This window comes from Ensifer sp. LC163, assembly GCF_001695855.1.
Lineage (GTDB): Bacteria > Pseudomonadota > Alphaproteobacteria > Rhizobiales > Rhizobiaceae > Ensifer.
The window spans coordinates 67330-89722 of the sequence record NZ_MBSS01000009.1 but is presented as its reverse complement, the minus strand read 5'-3'; the positions used below and the strand labels follow the sequence as shown (position 1 = coordinate 89722).

Here is a 22393-nt window from a genome sequence, read left to right as displayed (position 1 = left end):
TCCTGAGCAATTCAGATCGAGGGTTCACATGGCCTACAAGGACAGTGTTCAGCGCACGGCTGCGCGCACGCAGACGAAGATTACCGGGACGGTCACCTGCAAGACGGGCGCGAGCAACGGTATCGTCACGGATCTTTCCGCTGAAGGCATCTGCTTTCAGCTTTATTTCGACATCAACGCCCGCACCGGACAGGAAGTAACGATCCGCAGCGAAGAACTCGGATTTCTGACCGGAATGGTGCGCTGGTATCGCGGTGACAAGATCGGCATCAAGCTCAATCTTTCGTCCAACACCGCTGCCCAGATTTCGTCCTACTACAAGTATTTCAAGTAGTTCGAGCGATCATTGCAAGAAGAAGCGGCCAGCCTCGCGAAGGCTGGCCGTTTTGTCGTTATCGCCTGCGGCTGCGTGGATCCGGCTCGATCATCTTGCGATACATATGCCACGTCGCGTGACCGAGGATAGGCATGATCACGGCGAGACCAACGAAGACCGGGATAGAGCCGATCAGCAGGCCAGCGGCAATGATAAATCCCCAGAAGGCGACCGGTATCGGATTGACGAGTGTTGCGCGGATCGACGTTTCGACCGCGGCCACGGCGCCGACGTCACGATCGATCAGCAACGGGAACGACACCACGCTGATCGACAGCACGATGACGGCGAAAACGAATCCTACGGCATTGCCGACCAGGATCAGGTTCCAGCCCTGTTCCGTGTTGACGATGCCATTCCAGAAGGCGGCAATCGATGCCGGCGGTTCGGCGCCGAACATCCTGACATAGAGAGCCTGTGCCACCAGCAGCCAGGCGATGAAGATGAAGAACAGCATCGCCGCGACGGCCAGGATGGAGGGCAGCGCCCGAGAACGATGCAGTCGGAAGGCGTGAGGCCAGGACGTATCCATGCCGAGTTCGCGACGCCTGCTGATTTCATAAAGCCCGATGGCCGCAACCGGTCCGACAAGGGCAAAGCCCGATGCGAGCGGATAAAGCAGCGGCAGCATGTTGGCGCCTGCACTCCAGGTCATCAGGACGGCGCCGGCGATGGGGTAGATCAAGCAGAGAAAAACATAGTGAGACGGCTTTTCGCGAAAGTCGCTGAACCCGAGGCGTAACGCGTCCATCACGTCAGCCAGGCCGATCTTTCGTATTCCGGGATGGGCGGCACTCGCGTCCGATCCCGACAGAACATGGAATGTTGTCATGGCTCACACTCCTCAACCACTACAGAGCGGCCACGGACCAGCGACAACGGCAAAACTCGAGCCGCATCGACCGCGACCTGCATTGGCGATTATACATAAAATGCAGGCTCTGTCGCCTACGCCTTGACTTCGACGAGTTTCGACGCCACATCGCGGCCATTATGAAACTTTCCGACGCCCATATCCTGATCGTTCCCGGCTACACCAATTCTGGTCCCAACCATTGGCAGTCCCGCTGGGAGAGAAAGATGTCCACGGCTCGCCGCGTGGAGCAGGCCGAATGGGCCAAGCCAGTGCGCGAGGATTGGGTGGCGCGCATGATCGAGGAGGTCAATGCCGCCGAAAAGCCGGTCGTCATCGTCGCTCACTCGCTCGGCGTTGCGACTGCGGTCCATGCCCTGCCCCACATCGAAAAGAAGATCGCCGGCGCCTTCCTGGTCGCCCCGCCGGATGTGGCCAATGCCGCGATCCGGCCGAAGCACCTGATGACCTTCGGGCCATATCCGCGCGATCCGCTGCCGTTTCCGTCGCTCATGGTCGCAAGCCGCAACGATCCGTTTGGCTCCTATGAGCATGCCGACGAGATCGCCAAATCCTGGGGGGCCCTGCTGGTGGACGCCGGGCAATCCGGCCATCTCAACACCGAGTCCGGACACGGCCCGTGGCCGGAGGGCACGATGGTCTTCGCGCAGTTTCTCAGCCGCCTGCAGCCCTGATCGCCCTGCTAATAAGACGACTCGGCATTAATCCGAAGTTCATGGTCCGCGATCATCATCTACCGGCAACAAATGCTGGATCGTGGGATACGTGACCGGACCGAAAGATCCCATCAACAACAAACGCCGTGCATCGGCGAAGCTAGACATTGTGATGCGATCGGCGCTGGACCAGCTGCCGGTCGGGGCGATCGTTGTCGACGAAACAGGGACGATCGTTTCGGCAAACCCCTATGCCTGCGATCTTTTGCGCCTTCAGTCGTGCGAGTTACTCAATCGGTCTCTCCATGACCTTGTTCATGCCGACGACCAACACCTGCTGTCGCCCGATGGGACGTCGCAACCTTCGGCATCCGCCCAGACGATCCGCCTGCATGGCGCGGCCGACACCGTTTCTCTGGTTTGCTCCTCTTGTGCAATGGCGGACAACCGCTTGTTGCTGATGCTTCCGGTCGATCATCTGATCTGCGAGATTGCGGGACTTCGCAACGATGAGACGCGGTGGAAGTATGCGCTTGAAAGTGCGCTCGAAGGCGTCTGGGATCACGATTTTTCGACCGGCAATCTCTTCTACTCCGCCACGTGGAAGCGTCTGCGCGGCCTTCCTGACGACGCTGAGGTCGACGGCTCGCTCGATGCCTGGATCGAGAATGTGCATCCGGACGATCGTGCCCATGTGGTGGCTTCGATCGGGCGCCAAGATTCAGGCGAGGTCACCTACAACACGTTCCAGTATCGCGAACGCCACGCGGACGGACATTGGGTCTGGATCGAAAGCCGCGGCGCATCCGTCGCCTATGGAGAGGACGGCAAGCCCAGTCGCATTATCGGCACCGACACGGATATTACGCCGCGAAAGGAGGCCGAGACGCGGCTTGAGGAAATCTCACGGCGTCTTCGGCTGGCGCTTGACGTCTCGAAGATCGGCGTGTTCGACCACAATCTCGAAACTCAGGAGACCCTTTGGGACGAACGCATTCTGGGCATCTATGGCCTTGATCCTGGGGCCGGCGCGCCGAGTGGCCGCAACTGGGAAGACATGTTGCATCCCGACGACCGGGAAATCGCGATCGCCCGCGTCAACGGTGGCGTTGCGGCAGGAGCCCCCTTCACCAATGCGTTCCGCATCATCCTGGCGGATGGCGAAATCCGGCACATTCGTGCCAACACGGCATTCTATGTCGACCGCGACGGCACCCGCAAACTGATCGGCGCGAACTGGGACGTCACGGAAGACGTGGCGCTCCAGGAGGAGCTGCGCAAGGCCAAGGCTTCGACCGAAGCCCGCAACCGTGAACTTGAAGAAGCGCGCATCCGCATCGAATACAACGCGTTGCACGACTACCTGACGGACCTGCCGAATCGGCGCTACCTCGATCAGATCCTCGCCGACGATCCGACGCTGAATGCCATCCTCCACCTCGATCTCGATCGCTTCAAGCAGATCAACGACACGCTCGGGCATCAGGCCGGCGATGCGATGCTAATGCATGCCGCCGCGATCCTGCGGTGTCATGCCGATCAGGACGATTTCATCGCCCGCATCGGCGGCGACGAATTCGTCATTCTTTGCCGTCGTGGCCGCAGCCTTGGCGATCTGGGAGATCTCGCAGCGCGCATCGTCCATGCCTTCCGCCGCCCTATTCCCTACGACGGGCAGCTTTGCCGGCTGGGCGCCAGTATCGGCATCGCCTGGAGGGGCGAGGGCGACACCGATCCCAAGCAATTGCTGATGAATGCCGATATCGCACTCTATCGTGCCAAGAGCCTCGGCCGTGACCGATTCGAGGTATTTTCCGAGCAGATCCAGAACCAGATCCTCAGTGCCAAGCGAACCGGCGACGATATCCGTCAGGCGATCGAGGAGGGCCAGTTCGTGCCCTACTACCAGCCGCAATTCGACGCCCGCTCGCTCGATCTCACCGGTGTAGAAACCCTGGTGCGATGGGACCATCCCGAACGCGGCATCCTTGCTCCGACACATTTCCTGAAGGTGGCCGAGGAGATCAACGCCCTGCCCGCGATCGACAGGAGCATCGTCGAGATGGCCTATGCCGATTTTACCGCCTGGCGTCGTGCCGGTCTCACAGTGCCCAAGATCTCGGTCAACGTCTCGTCGCGGCGGCTGCGTGATCAGAGCCTGATCTCCGACCTCCGCGCGATGCGCATTCCGCCGGGGGTTCTATCCTTCGAGTTGTTGGAATCCATATTCCTCGACGATCTCGAAGATGAGATTGCCGAGACGATCGCTGCGCTCAACGGACTCGGCATCGAGATTGAAATCGACGACTTCGGCACTGGGCACGCCTCGATCATCGGCCTGCTCAACCTCAATCCGGCCCGCCTGAAAATTGACCGGGCGCTCGTGGGGCCCATCACCGAAAGCGCCCAACAGGCAAAGCTCGTTCGCGCCATCATCGACATCGGCCACTCGCTCAACATCAAGGTGGTGGCAGAAGGCGTGGAGACCTGGGAGCACGCGGCGATCCTGAGGGATCTCGGTTGCGACATCCTGCAAGGCTACGCGCTGGCAAAGCCGATGAGCCGCCTCGATTTCGAACAGCGCATCAAAAGTGGCTGGAAGCCGTCTCCGGGCGCCGAAACGGCGCCGGAAAAAGGACGTCGCTACAAGGCGGCCAAATAAAAACCGCCCGGCTTTTCAGCCGAGCGGCGATGTCACGGGGCCGTCTGGCCACCCGAAATTACTTGCTCTGGATCTGCTCGATCGCTTCGCCGAGAAGCTCAAGCATGCGCACACGGATCTGCTCTTCGCTCTGGGCAACGCCGGCAGCGTCGAAGTCTGCCTTGATCTTGCGCACGACGTCCTCGTGGCCAGCTTCTTCGAAATCGGCCGCAACGACTTCCTTGGCATAGGCTTCCGCGTCGGTCTTGCCGAGCAAGCCGGCAGCCCAAAGGCCGAGCAGCTTGTTGCGGCGCGCCTCAGACTTGAACCGCAGTTCCTCGTCCAGCGCAAACTTGGCTTCGAAGGCCTTTTCGCGATCCTGCATCGTCGTCATCAATTGATCTCCCTTGAGAATTCCATGCCGGAAATAGTTATCGCCATAAACCAAACCAGTGGTCAAAGTGCAATGCGAAGTTTTCTTGTTTCGTGACTTTCATGGTACCCTAAGCATGTCGCGCAAAAGTGCGCAGCGGTTTTGCGATAATGGCATGCGAAAGATCAAAGATCCAAAGCGCGAGGAGCGGATCCTAGAGATCGCGACACGCTCTAGGTAAATCAGGGGAAGGGAAGATACGCCGATTGTGAAATGCGTTCTTTTCAGCTATGGACCCCGTAAGAACACTCCACTAGCGCGACCCAAGAGCGCCAACAACCACAGAGACAATATCCATGAATCGTCGCCGCCGTATCTACGAGGGCAAGGCAAAGATCCTTTATGAGGGTCCCGAGCCGGGCACGCTGATCCAGTTTTTCAAGGACGACGCGACCGCCTTCAACAAGAAAAAGCATGACGTCATCGACGGCAAGGGTGTGCTGAACAACCGGATTTCCGAGTATATCTTCACGCATCTGAACCGCATCGGCATTCCGACGCACTTCATCCGCCGTCTCAACATGCGCGAGCAGTTGATCAAGGAAGTCGAAATCATCCCGCTCGAGATCGTCGTGCGCAACGTTGCCGCTGGCTCGCTGGCAAAGCGCCTCGGCATCGAAGAAGGCACCGTCCTTCCCCGGTCGATCATCGAATTCTACTACAAGGCCGATGCTTTGGACGACCCGATGGTCTCCGAAGAGCACATCACTGCGTTCGGCTGGGCAAGCCCGCAGGAACTCGATGACGTCATGGCGCTTGCCATCCGCATCAACGACTTCCTGACCGGTCTGTTCCTCGGCGTTGGCATCCAGCTCGTCGATTTCAAGATCGAGTGCGGCCGCCTGTTCGAAGGTGACATGATGCGCATCATTCTGGCGGACGAAATCTCGCCGGACAGCTGCCGTCTGTGGGACATCGAGACCAAGGAAAAGCTCGACAAGGACCGCTTCCGCCGTGATTTGGGCGGCCTGGTCGAGGCCTATCAGGAAGTCGCCCGCCGTCTCGGCATCATGAACGAGAACGAGCCCGTGCGCGGCACCGGCCCGGTTCTGGTCAAGTAGTTTCTGGTCAAGTTAGTTCGGGGAAAGTGTAAAGTGATCAAGGCACGTGTAACCGTGACGCTGAAGAATGGCGTTCTCGATCCGCAGGGCAAGGCAATCGAAGGCGCGCTCGGCGCGTTGGGCTTCGACGGCATCGGCCAGGTCCGCCAGGGCAAGGTGTTCGATCTGCAGATCGAGACCGGCGACAGGACCAAGGCTGAGGCCGACCTCAAGGCGATGTGCGAAAAGCTACTCGCCAACACGGTGATCGAAAACTACACCATCTCCCTCGCCTAACGGCGGCGGAGCGCCGCGGATGGCCGGACATGACGGCTCGGGTGAACTGGAAATGACGATGCGGCCCATGCAGTACGGGCCCTTCCCATGCAGATCAGCCAAGCGACATCGAAGGGACATTCTGCCCGCGGCTCGATGGTTTTAAAGTGGAAGGGATGCGCAGTGCATCCAACATCGGCCCCGAGCGCACGGAACTGCGCTTCGGCCGCATCGGAAACCGCCTCGAATTGCATGAGCTTCAAGAGGCGCAGGCAGGGTTTGAACCGCACCATGAAGTCAGCCGTCGTCCAGCTTCCAGGCCTCAACCGCGATCGCGACATGATCGCTGCCCTTACAAAAATCTCCGGCAAGGCGCCCGTGACCGTCTGGCAGACGGAAACGGAGATCCCGGATGTCGACCTGATCGTCATCCCCGGCGGCTTCTCCTACGGCGACTATCTGCGCTGTGGCGCAATTGCGGCCCGCATGCCGGTCATGCAGGCAATCAAGGCGAAAGCCGAAAAGGGCGTCAAGGTTCTTGGCGTCTGCAACGGCTTCCAGATCCTTGTCGAGGCCGGTCTCCTGCCGGGCGCGCTGATGCGCAACGCTTCGCTGAAATTTGTTTGCCGCGAAGTCAAGCTTGAGGTTGTTAACGCCGACACAGATTTTACCCGCGCCTATTCCAAGGGGCAGATCATCCGCAGCCCCGTCGCACACCACGACGGCAACTATTTTGCTGACGCTGAGACCCTGGAGTCGATCGAAGGCAATGGCCAGGTCGTGTTCCGTTACGCCGAAGGCACCAATCCGAACGGTTCGATGGGCGATATTGCCGGCGTGATGAACAAGGCCGGCAACGTACTCGGCATGATGCCACATCCGGAAAATCTGATCGAAGCGGCTCACGGCGGCGCCGATGGTCGCGGCATCTTCGCTTCGGCTCTCGAAGTAATCGCCGCTTAACCGTCCCACTGATAGAAGGCATTCGACCATCCCCTTAACGCAAGCGAGACCGTCGATGCCTTCAACTTTCACTGGACGCCTGATCGCCCCTGCTTGCGCGGCATTCGCCCTGACATTTCTGGCGTCCTGCCAATCGCCGCGCCCACCGGCGCCGACAGCAAATTCGGCAGCCCTGCCGACGATGGAGCGCGTTGCGCTTGGCGCCAACAGCTGCTGGTTCAAATCGGGCGATCCGGCCTTCAAGAACTACCGGCTCGCGCCCGAACTCAACTCCTTCTCCGGACGCCCCCGTATCCTGATCGTACCGCGCAAGTCGCCCGAAGCACGGCCGCTGGCCGTCGTTCAGGCAGAAGGCAAGCCGGCCCGGCTGCAGGCGTTCGGGCCGCTGCTGAGCGAACCGGTCGGCACGCGCATGAGCGCAGACATCCGCCGCTGGGCCGCTGGCGGCCAGGGCTGCAATTAATCAAGCCACCGGTTGAGAGTTCGGACGCTGCGGGGCCGGCACCCTCAGCGTTCGCCAATGCGCGTCGCGATCTCTAGGATCGTCTACCGCGCTTTGATTTTTGCGCATGCCGTTATTGCAAAACCGCGACACAATTCGCGCCGCGTGCGTTAACGCCAGAACGGCACCGACGATTCCCGCCGGGCATCCTTCTCGCAGACGCCGATATCCCTCAATTGCCAGTCGCTCATCTCTTCGAGAGCCAAGCGGCTGCGCCTCTTGGCCGCCAGGAAGCAGTAGAGCCGCCAGAGGCGCTGAAGCGCATTCTTCGCCCTCCCCGAAAATTCGACGTCGAACCCGACCTTGCGGCGTGCGCGAGGGGCCTTTTCCACGACGGTCGAGCAAATTGTATCAATTGTACTCATTGTGCGCTCCAATGCATCGATTGACATCATTGCACTGGTGATAATTGACATATTTCGCCCTGTAATCTAGATAATTGTCACTATGACAAATTGGCTCCCAGACATTCAGCAGGGTCACGGTCCGCTTTATGCGCGGATTGCAGACCAGATCGAGCAGGCAATCGGCGAAGGCGCCCTGCCCGTCGGCGCCAAATTGCCGCCGCAGCGCAACCTCGCCTATGACATTGGTGTCACCATTGGCACCATCGGACGCGCCTACAATATCGTGCGCGAACGCGGTCTTGTCAGCGGCGAGGTCGGGCGCGGAACCTATGTGCTTGACCACCAGGAAAGCCGCCCGCCGGAGCAGGCCGACCCACTGACCACATCCTTGGCCGGCACCCGGCCGCTGATTGCGCCCGCCGGAAAATTGCGCTTCGACAGCACCGCGGCACCGGATATCGGCCAGGGCCATGTCTTGAGTGAACTGCTGAGCGAGATCAGCCGCGACCACCACGCCGATATTGCCAGCTACGCCCGCAACTTCCCGGATCATTGGTTTGAGGCCGGATGCCAATGGCTGGCACGTGGCGGCTTTCGTCCCTCGCCGGAAACGATCGTGCCGACGCTGGGTGCGCATGCCGCGGTTATCGCCGTAATCGCCGCCGTGACCTCGCCCGGCGATCGTATCGCCTTCGAGACGCTGACCTACTCCCAAGTCAGCCGCAGCGCTGGCCTGATCGGGCGTCGCACGACGCTGATGGAATCGGATGAATTCGGGCTGATTCCCGAGGACTTCGAGCGGGTTTGTGCCCAGCAGCATCCCAAGCTCGCCTTCCTGATGCCGAGCGCGCAAAATCCGACCGTTGCCGTCATGCCGCTTGCCCGGCGCCAGGCGATTGCCGATATCGCCCGTAAATACGGCGTCTGGCTGGTCGAAGACGATCTTTATGGTGCCATGACCGGCGATCCGACGCCGCCATTGGCGGAGCTTGCGCCCGAGCGAACCTTTCTCGTCGGCGGCCTTTCAAAGTCCGTCGCCGCTGGCGTGCGCGGCGGCTGGGTTGCCTGCCCTCCCCATTTCAGCCAGCGCATCCGCATTGCCCACAAGATGGTCAGCGGCGGCCTGCCGTTCATCCTGGCGGAGCTTTGCGCGCGGCTTGTTCTCTCTGGCTCGGCCACCATTCTGCGAAGCAAGGGTATCGAAGAGATCCGGGCGCGCGAGGCGATGGCGCGCGAAGTGTTCGACGGTATCGAGTTCAGCTCGCATCCGAGCGTTCCCTTCCTCTGGATGAAGCTGCCGGAGCCTTGGCTTTCCGGAACGTTCAAGCAGGCAGCACTACAGGAAGGCGTGCTCGTCGACGATGAGGATGAGTTCAAGGCCGGCCGGGCGGACCGCGTCTTCCACCGCATTCGCATCGGCTTTTCCTCGCCGGCCGACCGTGCCGAAGTGCGCCGTGGCTTTCAGACGCTGAGGCGGCTGCTCGACAGCGGGCGAGCGGGCTACGATAGTTTCGACTGACAACCCGGATCCGCGGGGTGACTTTCGCGCAAGGCTGAGCATCATATGTTTTAGCAGTCTTGCGTAGATCGATTCGCTCCAGAGATTCGGGATGCCGTCATTGCTTATTTTTCGTTTGTCGCGCCGCCTCGCGGCATTGTCTCTTCTTTCCGCCAGTCTACTGCCCAGTGTTCCTGCGATCGCCGGAGACGGCATCTTCGATGAGATGCGGTTCGGTACGACCGCTTCAATCAGCAACGGCGACAAGCGCGAACACGGCGTCTTCCCTTCCGTTACAGTCTTCCTCGATCCGCTCGATGCAGACGGCGCCAAGGATCTTGGCGAGCAGCTGCTGCGACCGCGCATTCATGCAGGGGCCGCCATCGCAACCTCGTCCGAAGGCGTCAACGAAGTCTATGGCGGCTTGAGCTGGACCTTCGATGTGACGAAGCGGTTCTTCGTCGAGCTTGGCGCCGGCGGAACGGTGCATGACGGCGAATTGCACGCTGACGGCACGTTGGGGCCGAAGCTCGGCTGCCGCCTGCTCTTCCGCGAATATGCCGCGGCCGGCTTGAGGTTCGACGAGCATTGGAACCTGTCGGCGACGGTGGAGCATGCCTCGCATGCCGAGCTTTGCGACGGTCCCAACGACGGCTTGACCCGCGCCGGCCTCGCGCTCGGCTACAAGTTCTGACAGGTCAGCACCAGCGAGACGCCGGGGCGCCTCGAAAAAGGGCGGCAACCGTTGTTGATCGCCCGTATTTTTCTGTCGCGCCGCGCCGCAGCATACGCTAAAGAAGCCGCAAAGCGCCCCCTGTGTCTGTTGCGGTTCGCACGCGCCATATCCCGTGGAAGGATTGCGCGCCGCCCGAAGGATTTGACGGTCGACGATGACGATTTCCAACACCCGCCCCATCACCCCGGAACTCATCGCCTCGCACGGGCTCAAGCCCGATGAATACGAGCGCATTCTCGGCCTGATCGGACGCGAGCCGACCTTTACCGAGCTCGGCATCTTCTCGGCGATGTGGAACGAGCACTGCTCCTACAAGTCTTCGAAGAAGTGGCTTCGCACGCTGCCGACCAAGGGTCCGCGCGTCATCCAGGGGCCTGGCGAAAATGCCGGCGTGGTCGACATCGATGACGGCGACTGCGTCGTCTTCAAGATGGAGAGCCACAACCATCCGTCCTATATCGAGCCCTACCAGGGGGCAGCGACCGGCGTCGGCGGCATTTTGCGCGACGTCTTCACCATGGGCGCTCGCCCGGTTGCGGCGATGAACGCCCTGCGCTTCGGTTCGCCCGATCATCCGAAGACCCGCCACCTCGTTTCCGGCGTCGTTGCCGGCGTCGGCGGCTACGGCAATTCCTTCGGCGTTCCGACCGTCGGTGGCGAAGTCGAGTTTGATGCCCGCTACAACGGCAACATCCTCGTCAACGCCTTCGCCGCCGGTCTCGCCAAGAGCGATGCGATCTTCTACTCCAAGGCTGAAGGCGTCGGTCTCCCGGTCGTTTACCTCGGCGCCAAGACGGGTCGTGACGGCGTGGGCGGTGCAACCATGGCCTCGGCCGAGTTCGACGAATCGATCGAGGAAAAACGCCCGACCGTCCAGGTCGGCGACCCCTTCACCGAAAAGTGCCTGCTCGAAGCCTGCCTTGAGCTGATGCAGACGGGCGCCGTCATCGCCATCCAGGACATGGGTGCCGCCGGTCTCACCTGCTCGGCCGTTGAAATGGGCGCCAAGGGCGACCTCGGTATCGAACTCAACCTCGACACCGTGCCGGTGCGCGAAGAACGCATGACCGCCTATGAGATGATGCTCTCGGAAAGCCAGGAGCGCATGCTCATGGTGCTGGAGCCGGCCAAGGAAGAAGTCGCCAAGGCGATTTTCGTCAAGTGGGGTCTCGATTTTGCGATCGTCGGCAAGACCACCGACGACCTGCGCTTCCGCATCCTGCATCAGGGCGAGGAAGTCGCAAACCTGCCGATCAAGGAACTGGGCGACGAAGCGCCGGAATATGACCGCCCTTGGACGCCGGCCAAGGTTCCGACGGCACTTGCGACCAACGACATTCCGCAGACGGATGTTGCCGACGCGCTCGTGCAACTGGTCGGTTCGGCCAACAATTCCTCGCGGCGCTGGGTTTACGAACAGTACGACACTCTGATCCAGGGCAATTCGCTGCAGCTGCCGGGCGGTGACGCCGGCGTGGTGCGCGTTGAGGGGCACCCGACCAAGGCGCTGGCCTTCTCCTCCGACGTGACGCCGCGCTATGTCGAGGCGGATCCGTTCGAAGGCGGCAAGCAGGCGGTTGCCGAATGCTGGCGCAACCTGACGGCGACAGGCGCTCTGCCGCTGGCGGCCACTGACAATCTCAATTTCGGCAATCCGGAACGCCCCGAAATCATGAGCCAGCTGGTTCATGCCATTAAGGGCATCGGCGAAGCCTGCACGGCGCTCGACTTCCCGATCGTTTCCGGCAACGTGTCGCTCTACAACGAGACCAACGGCCAGGGAATCCTGCCGACCCCGACCATCGGCGGCGTCGGCCTGATCAAGGACTGGTCGAAGATGGCGCGCATCCGTTTTGCCGCTGCCGGCGAAACGATCCTTCTTGCCGGTGCGCCTGATGGTCTCGGCTCGCACATCGCCCAGTCGGTCTATATGCGTGACGTCCATGGCCGCACCGACGGCCCGGCACCGCATGTCGATCTGGCGCATGAGCGCAAAGTCGGCGACTTCGTCCGCGGCCTGATCCACGACGGCCTTGCGACCGCCGTTCATGACTGCTCGTCGGGTGGCCTGGCTCTTGCGGTCGCCGAGATGGCGATGGCATCGGGCATCGGCGCCACGGTCGGCGCGGTCACGGGTCATGATCCGATCGCCAGCTTCTACGGCGAAGATCAGGGCCGCTACGTCGTGACGGTTGCTGCCGGCGCGCTCGATGCCGTCCTCGCACGAGCGAAAACCGCTGGCGTTTCCTTGCCGGCGATCGGCAAGACCGGCGGCGATGCGGTCAAACTTGGCGACGCCAAGGCGGTCTCGATCGGGCAGTTGCGCTCCGCCCACGAGGCGTGGTTCCCGGAATTCATGCAGGGCGACCTGGCACCGGAAAACTGAGACTGCGCGACGGCGGCCGGGTGCGGCGGCAATTCGAAATTGCCGCACGCGCAGGGCTGCGTGAGTTTCCGTTGCGATCAATTCAGCAATTGCGTTTCGCCCCTGAATCGTGGTTCCCTGAGTGTATGGACAGTGTCGGCAACGCTGCGGGCACTGCAGAATAACAAGGAGTTGGCGTAACATGCCCATGACACCAGGCGACATCGAAGACATGATCAAGGCAGGAATTCCCGGCGCCAAGGTCACGATCCGCGATCTGGCCGGTGACGGCGACCACTATGCCGCCGAAGTCGTGGCCGAAGCGTTTCGCGGCAAGACCCGGGTGCAGCAGCACCAGATGGTCTACAACGCGCTGAAGGGCAACATGGGCGGCGTTCTGCACGCCCTCGCCCTTCAGACCAGCGCGCCGGAGTAAGCAGGCAATGGCCGATCTGATCAAGGAACTGGTCAGTGGCGTTGTCGACAGCGCGCTGAAGGAAATCCTGAAGAAGACCGGCGTCAAGCGGACCGCGACAAAGCGGACCAAACGCCGGACACGCAAGGCAGCGACGGGCGGCATTCTGGGCGATCTCCTGGAAGCCGCCATCGGCAAGCCGGCCAAGAAACAGGTGAGCCGGCGGCGAACCGCCAGCGCACGCAGCAAGGCACGCCGCCGTTCGGCCTGAGCAGTTGTATTAAAACCACATCTTGAGGCCCATCAATATTTGTTGCATTTGGGTGATGAAAATCACTGATATGCATGCTATCTAAGGCCCAATCGATATCCGGTCCTTGAAACCGGCGCAGGAAGGATGAAAAGATGAGCGGAATTCACGAATTCATCGCGAACGAAGTCAAGACCAACGACGTGGTACTCTTCATGAAGGGTACGCCGCAGTTCCCGCAATGTGGTTTCTCCGGCCAGGTGGTCCAGATTCTTGATTACATCGGCGTCGACTACAAGGGCATCAACGTTCTTGCCGACGCGGACCTGCGCCAGGGCATCAAGGACTATTCGAACTGGCCGACCATTCCCCAGCTTTATGTAAAGGGTGAATTCGTCGGCGGTTGCGACATTGTCCGCGAAATGTTCCAGGCTGGCGAACTCCAGTCGCACCTGCAGGAACAGGGAATTTCGGTCAAGGGCGCTGCTGCCTAAGTCAGGCCGCCAACTCCGATCTGGTCGGAAAAGGCGGGCGACCGCCTTTTTTGATTCCGGAAATAAATCCGGATCGTCTAATTTTCGTTGTTCTTTTCTAGGTGGAACACATTCTCGTTCTGTCATGAAGCGGTCGCGATAAATCGGCATAAGCAGCCTGAAAGGGCGTTCGCCCGTCCCCATGCTCCGGCTTGGCCCGGCTGCCCATCGCCGAAAGTCCCTTTCGCTTCACATCGGATGCCGCTTGCACCGCTTTGCCGGACCAGGCCCGTCCTCTCAAACGACACTCGACATGCCGACCGGCATTTTGCCAGCCGACGTCGCCTCTTTCCGGAACAAACTCCGGTCTTGACCTATTACGGTTGCGCCCGGCGCGCCGCAAGGATTTTGCCTATGACGAGCACGACAGACGAAGCGGCCGCTCCCGGCCTCAGCAAATTTCAGTTCATCGCCCTGATGGCCATGCTGATGGCAGTCAATGCCTTGTCGATCGACATTATGTTGCCGGGTCTGCAGCAGATCGGCGCCAGCCTCGGCGTCACCGATGAAAATCATCGGCAGTATGTCATCACTGCCTATCTCATCGGCATGGGCGTGGCGCAGCTGTTCTTCGGCCCGCTGTCAGATCGTTTCGGCCGCAAGGCGCCGCTGCTCACAGGTCTCGGTATCTACGGTGTCTGCGCGGTCGCAATCACCATTGTACCGACCTTCAGCGCCCTGCTCGCGCTTCGCTTTGTCCAGGGCATCGGCGCCGCCGCCACGCGCGTCATCACCGTGTCGATCGTGCGTGACGTCTATGGTGGCCGTCGCATGGCTGAAGTGATGTCGCTGATCATGATGGTGTTCATGATCGTACCGGTCATAGCGCCAAGCGTCGGACAGCTGATCATGATCTTTGCCGAATGGCACATGATCTTCGTCGTCATCGCGCTCTTTGCCTTCACGATAGCAACGCTCGTCGTGTTCCGGCTCCAGGAGACGTTGAACCCGGATCATCGCCGGGCCTTCACGCCGGCGGTCATCCTCAGCGGCTTCAAGATCGTCCTGACGAACCGTCTGTCGCTATTCTACACGCTGGGGACATCGGTCATCCTCGGTGCGCTCTTCGGCTTCATCAACTCCGCCCAGCAGATCCTCGTTGGGGTCTACGGGCTGGGTCTGTGGTTCCCGGTCGTGTTTGCGGCATTTGCAGGAATGATGGCGGTCGCGTCGTTCACCAATTCGCAGCTCGTTCGGCGTTTCGGCATGCGGGCGCTGTCGCATGCCGCACTGCTCGGCTTCATGCTGGCGAGCCTCCTCTGGATGGTGGCGTCGCTTTATGGCCCGGTGCCCTTCCCGCTCTTCGTGGTTCTCTATGGTGCTGCGATGTTCCAGTTCGGGCTGATCGCGTCGAACTTCAACGCGATGGCGATGGAGCCGCTCGGCCACGTCGCCGGCACCGCCTCCTCGGTGCTCGGCTTTACCCAGACCATCGGCGGCGGCGTCATCGGTGCCATCATCGGTCAGGCCTTCGACGGCACGGCGACACCGCTTGCGATCGGTTATTTCACCGTTGCGGCGATCGGTGTCGTGTTCGTTCTCATCGCCGAACGCGGAAAGCTGTTCAAGGCACACAACCCGGCGGGCTGATCACAGCCTGCCAAACAGCCTTGCCAACCGGATTTCTCCTCCCAGATCTGCTCTTACGGGTACGCACAATGACCTCAATCACCACACAATCCGACCATGTCGACGGGGTTTCGGGCGCAGCGCGCCTCAACATGGGCCTCCTCGAGTTCATCATCACCATTGCCGTCATGACGGCGAGCGTGGCGATTGCCATCGACAGTATGCTGCCGGCTTTGCCGAGCATTGGCCAGTCGCTCAGCGTCGCCAACTCCAACGACACCCAGCTCGTCATCGGCGTGTTCTTCCTCGGTTTCGGCCTTTCGCAGATCTTCTTCGGTAGCCTTTCCGATACATTCGGACGGCGCACCGTGCTGCTCGGGGGCCTTGCCTTCTTCACCGTGTCGATGTTTGCCGCCGCCCTCACGCAGAGCTTCGAAATGCTGCTCGTCCTGCGCTTCGTCCAGGGTATTGGTGCAGCCGCCGTGCGCATTACCACCATGGCGATCGTGCGCGACTGCTTCGGCGGTCGCGAGATGGCGCGGGTGATGTCCTACGTCATGATCGTCTTCATGATCGTTCCGATCGTCGCGCCTTCCATCGGCCAACTCGTCATCCTCTATGCCAACTGGCACTGGATCTTCATCCTGATCGGGATCATCGGCGCAGTCCTCTTCGTCTGGGCACTGGCCCGCATGAAGGAATCGCTGCCGAAGGAAGAGCGGCTGCCGCTTTCGGTATCGTCGGTCGCAACCGGTTTCAAGACTGTGCTGACCAACCGCATCACCTGCGGCTACATGATCGGCATGACGCTGTTCACCGCCGTGATCTGCGCCTACATCGTCACCGTCCAGCAGATCTTCGGCGAGGTCTATGGCCTCGGCGACTGGTTGCCGATCGCCTTTGCCGGCACCGCCGGCGGCATCGCCGTTGCAAACTTCGCCAACGGCTTCTTCGTGCGCAGCTTCGGCATGCGTCGCATCTCGCATGTGTCGATGATCCTGTTCACCCTGCTTTCGGTGATCGGCTTTGTCATGTCGCTCTGGGGTACGCCGGCCTTCGTCGTCAGCTACCTCATGTTCTCTGTGCTGTTGATGTTCTTCGCGGTGATCGCGACCAACTTCACCGCGATCAGCCTGGAGCCGATGGGTCACCTTGCCGGCACGGCGACCGCCATCACCGGCTTCGTCTCGACAACCGGCGGCGCGCTGCTCGGCGGCGCCGTAGGCCAACTGTTCAACGGCACGCTGCAGCCGCTGTTCGGGGGCTTCGCCGTCTTCGGCCTCGTGACGGTCCTGGCGACGCTCTGGGCCGAGAAGGGCAAGCTCTTCACCCATCCCGGCGACAAGGACGTCTCGCTCGACCACGGCGGCGGCCATATGTAGATTTAAACCGGACCAACAAGAAGCCCGCCTGGAGCGATCCCGGCGGGCTTTGTGTTTCTATGATTTCGTCTTGTTAGACGGTGAAGACTTCGCGGCGCAGCGTTTCCCAACTGTCCTTGTCGGTGGCCAGCAGCAGGCCGCCATTGAGATGGGCAGGCAGATAGGGCGAACCGTCGAAGCGAGCGGCGTAGGCGCCTGCCTCCAGCGCTATCAGCGTGCCGGCCAGGTGATCCCAGGGCATCAGCTTCTGGTACATCAGGAAGTGGATGTAGCCGCCGGCAAGGATGCGGTATTCGTGCGCCGCACAACGGTAGCTGGTGGCGATCCGGACCTTGGCCATGTTGGCCATGACCTCGCGCCGTGCCTCTTGCTTGTAAAAGCCCGTCGAGGCGCCGCCGACCATGCTTTCAAGCGGAACGCCTACGGTCACCGACATGCGCTCCTGCGAGCCGTCAGGGCGGCACATCCAGGCGCCCGAGCCCTTTTCGGCGATCACCCAATCGTTGCCGAGCGGATCGTAGATGATGCCGGCAACCGTCTCGCCCTTGGAAACGACGCTCGCCATCACGCCGAACAGCGGCAGGCCGGCCGCGAAGTTGAAAGTGCCGTCGATAGGATCGACGACGACGGCGAGATCGGCATCAGCCAGCTTGTCGAGCAGCGCCGGATCGGCAGCGACGGATTCTTCGCCGATGAATACGGCGCCCGGCGCAATCTCGTCCATGCGCGCCTTGATCAGGCGCTCGGCCGCCTCGTCGCCCTCGGTGACGAGATCGATCGCTTCCGACTTCATCCGGACATCGCCCGCACCGAGATTGCGAAACCGCGGCAGGATTTCTTTGACCGCGGCCTCCTGCAGCAGATTGGCAAGGGCGGCGATGTCGACGGAATGGCTCATTCTTTGGGCTCCGGTGAGAGGGACTGGAAGTCGAAAAGCTTGGGGTCAAGCAGATGCGACGGGTTCACGTGGCCGAGTGCCCGCAGCATCGTATCCTTGCGGCCGGGCATGCGCCGTTCGAGATCGGCAAGCATCGCCTTCATCGCGTTGCGTTCCAGCCCGTCCTGCGAACCGCAGAGGTCGCAAGGAATGATCGGGAATTCCATGGCAGCGGCAAATTTCGCCAGATCGTCTTCCGCCGCATAGGCCAGCGGCCGCAGCAGCATCAGGTCGCCCTCGTCGTTCAGAAGCTTCGCCGGCATCGAGGCGAGCCTGCCGCCATGGAAGAAGTTCATGAAGAAGGTTTCGAGAATGTCTTCCCGATGGTGGCCGAGGACCAGCGCGTCGCAGCCCTCCTCGCGCGCGATCCGGTAGAGATTGCCGCGGCGCAAACGCGAACAGAGCGAGCAGTAGGTGGCGCCCGTCGGTACCTTCTCCTTCACGATGGAATAGGTATCGCGATATTCGATGCGATGCTTCACGCCGATCGAGGCGAGATATTCCGGCAGGATATGCTTCGGAAAATTCGGCTGCCCCTGGTCGAGATTGCAGGCGACCAGCTCGACGGGCAGCAGCCCGCGCCACTGCAGGTCCATCAGCAGTGCCAGCAGGCTGTAGCTGTCCTTGCCGCCGGAGATCCCGACCAGCCAGCGCTTGGCGCCCTTCAACATGCCAAAATCGTCCAGCGCCTGCCGCGTCTGCCGCAGCAGCCGCTTGCGCAGTTTGTTGAAGGAGACGGACGACGGCATGCGTTCGAAGATCGGATGAAGACCCGTCTCGATGTCGCTGTCTTCAATGGCAATGTCGATTGCGTCAGGCGAAATGGCTGGCGAATGATCCATGGCAACGATCCTGGAATGGGGCCGGCACAGGACAAATGAGCGCTCGGCACGTCACGGCCAGCACTTGCCCCGTTCCCACAGCAAGATCAAGGGAAAACGGCCTTCCAACCGAAATCAGGAGCCAAACACCGACCAGCCGGTGCGCGCGGCCAACATCTCGAGCGCCAGCGATCCCAGCAGCGAATTGCCGTTCTCGTTCAACCCGGGCGACCAGACGGCCACGGAGGCTTTGCCGGGCGCAACGGCAAGGATGCCGCCGCCGACGCCGCTCTTGCCGGGCAGGCCGACGCGATAGGCGAAATCACCCGAGCCGTCATAATGACCGCAGGTCAGCATCAGCGCATTGATGCGCCGGGCCCGTTGCCGCGACACGACCGAATGTCCGGTCAGCGGGTTAGTGCCGGCGGCTGCAAGGAACAGGCCGGCCTTGGCGAGCTGACCACAGGTCATCGCGAGCGCGCAATGGTGGAAATAGACGCCGAGCACGTGCTCGACCGGATGATCAAGCCGCCCGAACGCGCGCATGAAGTTGGCAAGCGCGAAGTTGCGGTATCCCGTCGCCGTCTCGGAGCGGGCGACCTCATGATCGATGACGATGGCATCGTCGTCAGCGAGATAGCGGACGAACTGCACGATTTCGCCGATCAGCTCCCGCGGCGTGTGGCCGGCAAGGATCAGGTCGCTGATGGTGATGGCGCCGGCATTGATGAACGGATTGCGCGGCTTGCCGCCTTCCTGCTCGAGCTGGACGATCGAGTTGAAGGCAGAGCCTGACGGTTCGCGCCCGACGCGATGCCAGATGTTCTCGCCGTGTTTGCCGAGCGCCAGCGTCAGTGTGAATACCTTGGAGACGCTCTGGATGGAGAAAGGCACCTCGGCATCGCCGACCCGGTGCACCTGCCCGTCGGTGGTGACGATCGCCATGCCGAAGTGTTTGGGATCGACGCGCGCGAGCTGCGGGATGTAATCCGCGACCTTGCCCTCGCCGAGCCGTGGCGTCAGTTCGCGGTGAATGTCCTCGATGATCGCCTGCAGGTCCTGCGGCGTCTTCTGCTCCGGCATGCGACTTCCCTTTCACCGCGCAAGTCATCGGCCTGCGCCTGGCTCATAGAGCCGTACTGTCGCGCGGCAGATCAAAAGAGCCAGATATCTGAAGAGACAAAAAAACCGCCCGTCTCCGGGCGGCTTTCGATCGTTCACAAGGCCAGGGCCTCGGATTAACGCGAATAGAATTCGACGACCAGGTGCGGTTCCATGACGACGGCGTAAGGAACGTCGGAGAGAACCGGAACGCGGACGTAGGTCGCAACCATCTTGTTGTGGTCGACTTCGATGTAGTCAGGAACGTCGCGCTCAGCGAGCTGAACCGATTCAAGAACGGTCACGAGCTGCTTGGACTTTTCCTTGACTTCGATGACGTCGCCCGGCTTGCAACGGTAGGAACCGATGTTGACGCGAACGCCGTTAACCTTGACGTGGCCATGGTTGACGAACTGACGTGCAGCGAAAACGGTCGGAACGAACTTTGCGCGGTAGACGATCGCGTCGAGGCGCGATTCGAGCAGGCCGATCAGGTTCTCCGGGGTGTCGCCCTTGCGGCGGTCAGCTTCGGCGAAGATCGCACGGAACTGCTTTTCGCGGATGTCGCCGTAGTAGCCCTTGAGCTTCTGCTTGGCGCGCAGCTGCACACCGAAGTCCGAAAGCTTGGACTTGCGACGCTGGCCGTGCTGGCCCGGGCCGTATTCGCGGCGGTTAACCGGCGACTTCGGACGGCCCCAGATGTTTTCGCCCATACGGCGGTCAATTTTGTACTTGGACGATTCGCGCTTGCTCATCGCATTTCCTTTCAGTCGGTTACACCGGTTTGTTGCCAAACCGGATCAAGGAAACACGCCCTCCTCTGAACCCATTTTTAGAGTTCTGACAGGATTCTCACGATCACGCTGCCGGAGAAACCACGGGACATGTCAAATGAAACACCGGACATTTCTGCCCGGCGTTGGGCGGGTGTTTACTGAGAGAATGACGGAATGTCAACGGAATATGACAGGAAATGCAGGGATTTGCCCGCATATCGTTCCGGCATATCAGCTACTCCGCTGCGGCGCGACCCGTATCGGTAATGTCGGGGCCGTTGGCGTCGCCCGGCGCAGTCTCGTGGCCGAGGTCAGGGAATGCGACTATACGCTTGCCGGCGAAGTCAGCATGGACGACGATGAGCCCATTCTCCTCGAAATAGCCGAGCAGACGTCTGGCGCGACGCGCGGAGTGCGTACCATAGGCGCGCGCGATAATCGCGTCCGACGGGCAGGCAAGGCCACGCACCGCCGCCTGTGCCATCATCAGGAACACGCCCTGCAAATCCTCGGTGACGCGATCGGCAAGCCGTAGCGCCGACGCCCAGGCGTCTGTCGCCGCAGTCTCGGCATCGACGCCGGAGCGGGCGATTGCCATCTTGCGACGGAACGCGTTCAGGGAGAGTGCCGCGCCCGGCACACGGCGAATGCGGCAGCGCACGAGAAAATCCTGGAACAGCTCGGCATCCGGCCGGAACGCGGCGTCTGGATTGGCGAGGATCTCGGCAAACAGGCTGTCGAGCAGTGCGCCCCGCTCTTCCGCCGACATTTCCGGTTGGGCCGGCTTGGCTTCCGCAGGAGCCATCGGCTCCGGACGCGGTCGCGACAGTTCGGCGAGAATATCGGTCGCCGGGCGCGGCGGTGGCGCGGCACGGCGCGTGATCGGCCGTGTCAGCTCGTCGGCGTCGGGAGTGAAGATCAGATCTTCCACATCCTGCGGCGCTTCCGGCAGCGGCATCAGCTTCGGGCTCGTCGAGCGCGCCGAGGTCTCGACGGCGCCGATCGTCACTTTCAGCGGACGGCGCGACAGTGCCGGGCCAAGGGCAACGAAGGAACCGCGCTTCAGATCGCGGAACATTTCGGCTGTGCGACGGTCCATGCCGAGCAGGTCGGCGGCGCGCAGCATGTCGATATCGAGGAAGGTGCGGCCCATCAGGAAGTTGGATGCTTCCGCCGCAACGTTCTTGGCAAGCTTTGCCAGGCGCTGGGTGGCGATCACGCCCGCAAGCCCACGCTTTCGCCCGCGGCACATGAGATTGGTCATGGCGCCGAGCGAGATCTTGCGGACCTCTTCGGTGACGTCACCGGCGACAGACGGCGCAAACATCTGCGCCTCGTCGACCACCACGAGCACGGGATACCAGTATTCCCGATCTGCATCGAACATGGCGTTGAGGAACACGCCGGCGCTACGCATCTGCTGTTCGATGTCGAGGCCTTCGAGCGACAGCACGCAGGAAACCCGATGCTGGCGAATGCGCGTCGCAATACCGATCAGCTCGGCGTCGGTGCGTTCGCCCTCGACGACCACATGGCCGAACTTGTCGGCAAGCGTGACGAAATCGCCCTCGGGGTCGATGATGCATTGCTGCACCCACGGCGCAGATTGCTCGAGCAACCTTCTCAGGAGGTGCGACTTGCCGGAGCCGGAATTGCCCTGCACCAGGAGACGGGTCGCCAGAAGCTCCTCGATATCGAGAGAGGCCGAAGTCCCTTCGGACGTCGCTCCCATGTCGATGCCGACTTTCATCCGTACCTCATCCTGCCTTTAGAGCGATTCTGGTTCAGACAGAGTCGCAGAAGCGCTCTATCTCTTTAGTTTTTACGCATTTCCTGACGGAAAACCGCGTCGCACTTTTCCTGGACATGCTTTAGCTGATTTCGGGCGAGCGCCCGCAAGCC

Annotated in this window: 23 protein-coding genes; 15 read left to right on the top strand and 8 right to left on the bottom strand. The window is 61.3% G+C overall.

The features are described from left to right. Positions 1-28: 28 nt before the first annotated feature. Positions 29-334: a PilZ domain-containing protein gene (locus BC360_RS08430; RefSeq protein ID WP_053247501.1), complete on the top strand. Its 306-nt coding sequence runs from the start codon at positions 29-31 to the stop codon at positions 332-334. Positions 335-392: 58 nt separating this feature from the next. Here BC360_RS08430 and BC360_RS08425 read toward each other — a convergent pair whose 3' ends face one another. Beyond that, positions 393-1208 (bottom strand): DUF2189 domain-containing protein, encoded by an 816-nt coding sequence (locus tag BC360_RS08425; protein ID WP_065780194.1) that lies wholly within the window; start codon positions 1206-1208, stop codon positions 393-395. Positions 1209-1369: 161 nt separating this feature from the next. Here BC360_RS08425 and BC360_RS08420 point away from each other — a divergent pair, with 161 nt between their 5' ends. Together BC360_RS08420 and BC360_RS08415 are read left to right on the top strand one after the other, a co-directional pair. Then, positions 1370-1924 (top strand): RBBP9/YdeN family alpha/beta hydrolase, encoded by a 555-nt coding sequence (locus tag BC360_RS08420; RefSeq protein ID WP_065794894.1) that lies wholly within the window; start codon positions 1370-1372, stop codon positions 1922-1924. Between the two features lie 154 nt (positions 1925-2078). After that, positions 2079-4568, top strand: a complete 2490-nt coding sequence (locus tag BC360_RS08415) for an EAL domain-containing protein (RefSeq protein WP_139109961.1) — start codon at positions 2079-2081, stop codon at positions 4566-4568. A gap of 58 nt (positions 4569-4626) precedes the next feature. Here the strand turns inward: BC360_RS08415 and BC360_RS08410 are convergent, their stop codons facing one another. Then, positions 4627-4941, bottom strand: a complete 315-nt coding sequence (locus BC360_RS08410; RefSeq protein WP_065780188.1) for a DUF1476 domain-containing protein — start codon at positions 4939-4941, stop codon at positions 4627-4629. Between the two features lie 335 nt (positions 4942-5276). Here BC360_RS08410 and purC point away from each other — a divergent pair, with 335 nt between their 5' ends. From purC to BC360_RS08390, 4 genes are all read left to right on the top strand, one after another. Continuing rightward, positions 5277-6041, top strand: a complete 765-nt coding sequence (gene purC / locus BC360_RS08405; protein ID WP_025427151.1) for a phosphoribosylaminoimidazolesuccinocarboxamide synthase — start codon at positions 5277-5279, stop codon at positions 6039-6041. A gap of 33 nt (positions 6042-6074) precedes the next feature. After that, positions 6075-6317 carry a phosphoribosylformylglycinamidine synthase subunit PurS gene (purS, locus tag BC360_RS08400; RefSeq protein WP_065780186.1) on the top strand — a complete coding sequence of 81 codons (243 nt, stop codon included), beginning with the start codon at positions 6075-6077 and terminating at the stop codon, positions 6315-6317. A gap of 270 nt (positions 6318-6587) precedes the next feature. Then, positions 6588-7259: a phosphoribosylformylglycinamidine synthase subunit PurQ gene (gene purQ / locus BC360_RS08395; RefSeq protein ID WP_065780368.1), complete on the top strand. Its 672-nt coding sequence runs from the start codon at positions 6588-6590 to the stop codon at positions 7257-7259. Positions 7260-7314: 55 nt separating this feature from the next. After that, the gene (locus BC360_RS08390) at positions 7315-7722 is read left to right on the top strand and encodes a hypothetical protein (protein WP_065794892.1); all 408 of its coding nucleotides are present in this window, start codon (positions 7315-7317) and stop codon (positions 7720-7722) included. Between the two features lie 149 nt (positions 7723-7871). On the opposite strand, the gene BC360_RS08385 is transcribed toward BC360_RS08390, so the two are convergent. Next, positions 7872-8126 carry a DUF1127 domain-containing protein gene (locus tag BC360_RS08385; RefSeq protein ID WP_065780366.1) on the bottom strand — a complete coding sequence of 85 codons (255 nt, stop codon included), beginning with the start codon at positions 8124-8126 and terminating at the stop codon, positions 7872-7874. Positions 8127-8208: 82 nt separating this feature from the next. Between BC360_RS08385 and BC360_RS08380 the strand changes: the two genes are divergently transcribed. From BC360_RS08380 to BC360_RS08345, 8 genes are all read left to right on the top strand, one after another. Further along, positions 8209-9627, top strand: coding sequence for a PLP-dependent aminotransferase family protein (locus BC360_RS08380; RefSeq protein WP_065794891.1), 1419 nt, complete (start codon positions 8209-8211; stop codon positions 9625-9627). 100 nt (positions 9628-9727) lie between these two features. Beyond that, the gene (locus tag BC360_RS08375) at positions 9728-10300 is read left to right on the top strand and encodes an acyloxyacyl hydrolase (protein WP_413813730.1); all 573 of its coding nucleotides are present in this window, start codon (positions 9728-9730) and stop codon (positions 10298-10300) included. A 196-nt stretch (positions 10301-10496) separates the two neighbouring features. Further along, positions 10497-12728 carry a phosphoribosylformylglycinamidine synthase subunit PurL gene (gene purL, locus BC360_RS08370; protein ID WP_065780178.1) on the top strand — a complete coding sequence of 744 codons (2232 nt, stop codon included), beginning with the start codon at positions 10497-10499 and terminating at the stop codon, positions 12726-12728. Between the two features lie 181 nt (positions 12729-12909). After that, a complete protein-coding gene (locus BC360_RS08365) occupies positions 12910-13143 on the top strand; it encodes a BolA family protein (protein WP_057248940.1) in 234 nt (77 codons plus the stop codon). A 7-nt stretch (positions 13144-13150) separates the two neighbouring features. Next, positions 13151-13393: a hypothetical protein gene (locus BC360_RS08360; RefSeq protein ID WP_065780176.1), complete on the top strand. Its 243-nt coding sequence runs from the start codon at positions 13151-13153 to the stop codon at positions 13391-13393. A 134-nt stretch (positions 13394-13527) separates the two neighbouring features. Then, positions 13528-13866, top strand: a complete 339-nt coding sequence (gene grxD / locus BC360_RS08355) for a Grx4 family monothiol glutaredoxin (protein WP_065780174.1) — start codon at positions 13528-13530, stop codon at positions 13864-13866. Positions 13867-14259: 393 nt separating this feature from the next. Beyond that, complete coding sequence (locus tag BC360_RS08350) at positions 14260-15495, top strand: multidrug effflux MFS transporter (protein ID WP_065780172.1); 1236 nt, start codon at positions 14260-14262, stop codon at positions 15493-15495. 131 nt (positions 15496-15626) lie between these two features. After that, entirely contained in the window at positions 15627-16856 is a 1230-nt protein-coding gene (locus tag BC360_RS08345; protein WP_413813732.1) for a multidrug effflux MFS transporter, read from the top strand. Between the two features lie 73 nt (positions 16857-16929). Here the strand turns inward: BC360_RS08345 and BC360_RS08340 are convergent, their stop codons facing one another. The 5 genes from BC360_RS08340 to BC360_RS08320 all read right to left on the bottom strand — a co-directional run bounded on the left by BC360_RS08340 (position 16930) and on the right by BC360_RS08320 (position 22241). After that, positions 16930-17754 (bottom strand): inositol monophosphatase family protein, encoded by an 825-nt coding sequence (locus BC360_RS08340; protein WP_065780167.1) that lies wholly within the window; start codon positions 17752-17754, stop codon positions 16930-16932. Beyond that, entirely contained in the window at positions 17751-18635 is an 885-nt protein-coding gene (ttcA, locus tag BC360_RS08335) for a tRNA 2-thiocytidine(32) synthetase TtcA (RefSeq protein WP_065794889.1), read from the bottom strand. Before ttcA ends, BC360_RS08340 begins: the two co-directional genes overlap by 4 nt. A 114-nt stretch (positions 18636-18749) precedes the next feature. Then, entirely contained in the window at positions 18750-19697 is a 948-nt protein-coding gene (locus BC360_RS08330; RefSeq protein WP_065780163.1) for a glutaminase, read from the bottom strand. A gap of 155 nt (positions 19698-19852) precedes the next feature. After that, positions 19853-20470 carry a 30S ribosomal protein S4 gene (gene rpsD, locus BC360_RS08325; RefSeq protein WP_065780161.1) on the bottom strand — a complete coding sequence of 206 codons (618 nt, stop codon included), beginning with the start codon at positions 20468-20470 and terminating at the stop codon, positions 19853-19855. 256 nt (positions 20471-20726) lie between these two features. Further along, the gene (locus BC360_RS08320; RefSeq protein ID WP_065794888.1) at positions 20727-22241 is read right to left on the bottom strand and encodes an ATP-binding protein; all 1515 of its coding nucleotides are present in this window, start codon (positions 22239-22241) and stop codon (positions 20727-20729) included. Positions 22242-22393: the final 152 nt, after the last annotated feature.

Coding starts and splice junctions, on each gene's coding strand:
- BC360_RS08430 (WP_053247501.1), top strand. CDS start 29: ATGGCCTACAAGGACAGTGTTCAGCGCACGGCTGCGCGCACGCAGACG.
- BC360_RS08425 (WP_065780194.1), bottom strand. CDS start 1,208: ATGACAACATTCCATGTTCTGTCGGGATCGGACGCGAGTGCCGCCCAT.
- BC360_RS08420 (WP_065794894.1), top strand. CDS start 1,370: ATGAAACTTTCCGACGCCCATATCCTGATCGTTCCCGGCTACACCAAT.
- BC360_RS08415 (WP_139109961.1), top strand. CDS start 2,079: ATGCGATCGGCGCTGGACCAGCTGCCGGTCGGGGCGATCGTTGTCGAC.
- BC360_RS08410 (WP_065780188.1), bottom strand. CDS start 4,941: ATGACGACGATGCAGGATCGCGAAAAGGCCTTCGAAGCCAAGTTTGCG.
- purC (WP_025427151.1), top strand. CDS start 5,277: ATGAATCGTCGCCGCCGTATCTACGAGGGCAAGGCAAAGATCCTTTAT.
- purQ (WP_065780368.1), top strand. CDS start 6,588: ATGAAGTCAGCCGTCGTCCAGCTTCCAGGCCTCAACCGCGATCGCGAC.
- BC360_RS08390 (WP_065794892.1), top strand. CDS start 7,315: ATGCCTTCAACTTTCACTGGACGCCTGATCGCCCCTGCTTGCGCGGCA.
- BC360_RS08385 (WP_065780366.1), bottom strand. CDS start 8,126: ATGAGTACAATTGATACAATTTGCTCGACCGTCGTGGAAAAGGCCCCT.
- BC360_RS08380 (WP_065794891.1), top strand. CDS start 8,209: ATGACAAATTGGCTCCCAGACATTCAGCAGGGTCACGGTCCGCTTTAT.
- purL (WP_065780178.1), top strand. CDS start 10,497: ATGACGATTTCCAACACCCGCCCCATCACCCCGGAACTCATCGCCTCG.
- BC360_RS08365 (WP_057248940.1), top strand. CDS start 12,910: ATGCCCATGACACCAGGCGACATCGAAGACATGATCAAGGCAGGAATT.
- BC360_RS08360 (WP_065780176.1), top strand. CDS start 13,151: ATGGCCGATCTGATCAAGGAACTGGTCAGTGGCGTTGTCGACAGCGCG.
- grxD (WP_065780174.1), top strand. CDS start 13,528: ATGAGCGGAATTCACGAATTCATCGCGAACGAAGTCAAGACCAACGAC.
- BC360_RS08350 (WP_065780172.1), top strand. CDS start 14,260: ATGACGAGCACGACAGACGAAGCGGCCGCTCCCGGCCTCAGCAAATTT.
- BC360_RS08345 (WP_413813732.1), top strand. CDS start 15,627: ATGGGCCTCCTCGAGTTCATCATCACCATTGCCGTCATGACGGCGAGC.
- BC360_RS08340 (WP_065780167.1), bottom strand. CDS start 17,754: ATGAGCCATTCCGTCGACATCGCCGCCCTTGCCAATCTGCTGCAGGAG.
- ttcA (WP_065794889.1), bottom strand. CDS start 18,635: ATGGATCATTCGCCAGCCATTTCGCCTGACGCAATCGACATTGCCATT.
- BC360_RS08330 (WP_065780163.1), bottom strand. CDS start 19,697: ATGCCGGAGCAGAAGACGCCGCAGGACCTGCAGGCGATCATCGAGGAC.
- rpsD (WP_065780161.1), bottom strand. CDS start 20,470: ATGAGCAAGCGCGAATCGTCCAAGTACAAAATTGACCGCCGTATGGGC.
- BC360_RS08320 (WP_065794888.1), bottom strand. CDS start 22,241: ATGAAAGTCGGCATCGACATGGGAGCGACGTCCGAAGGGACTTCGGCC.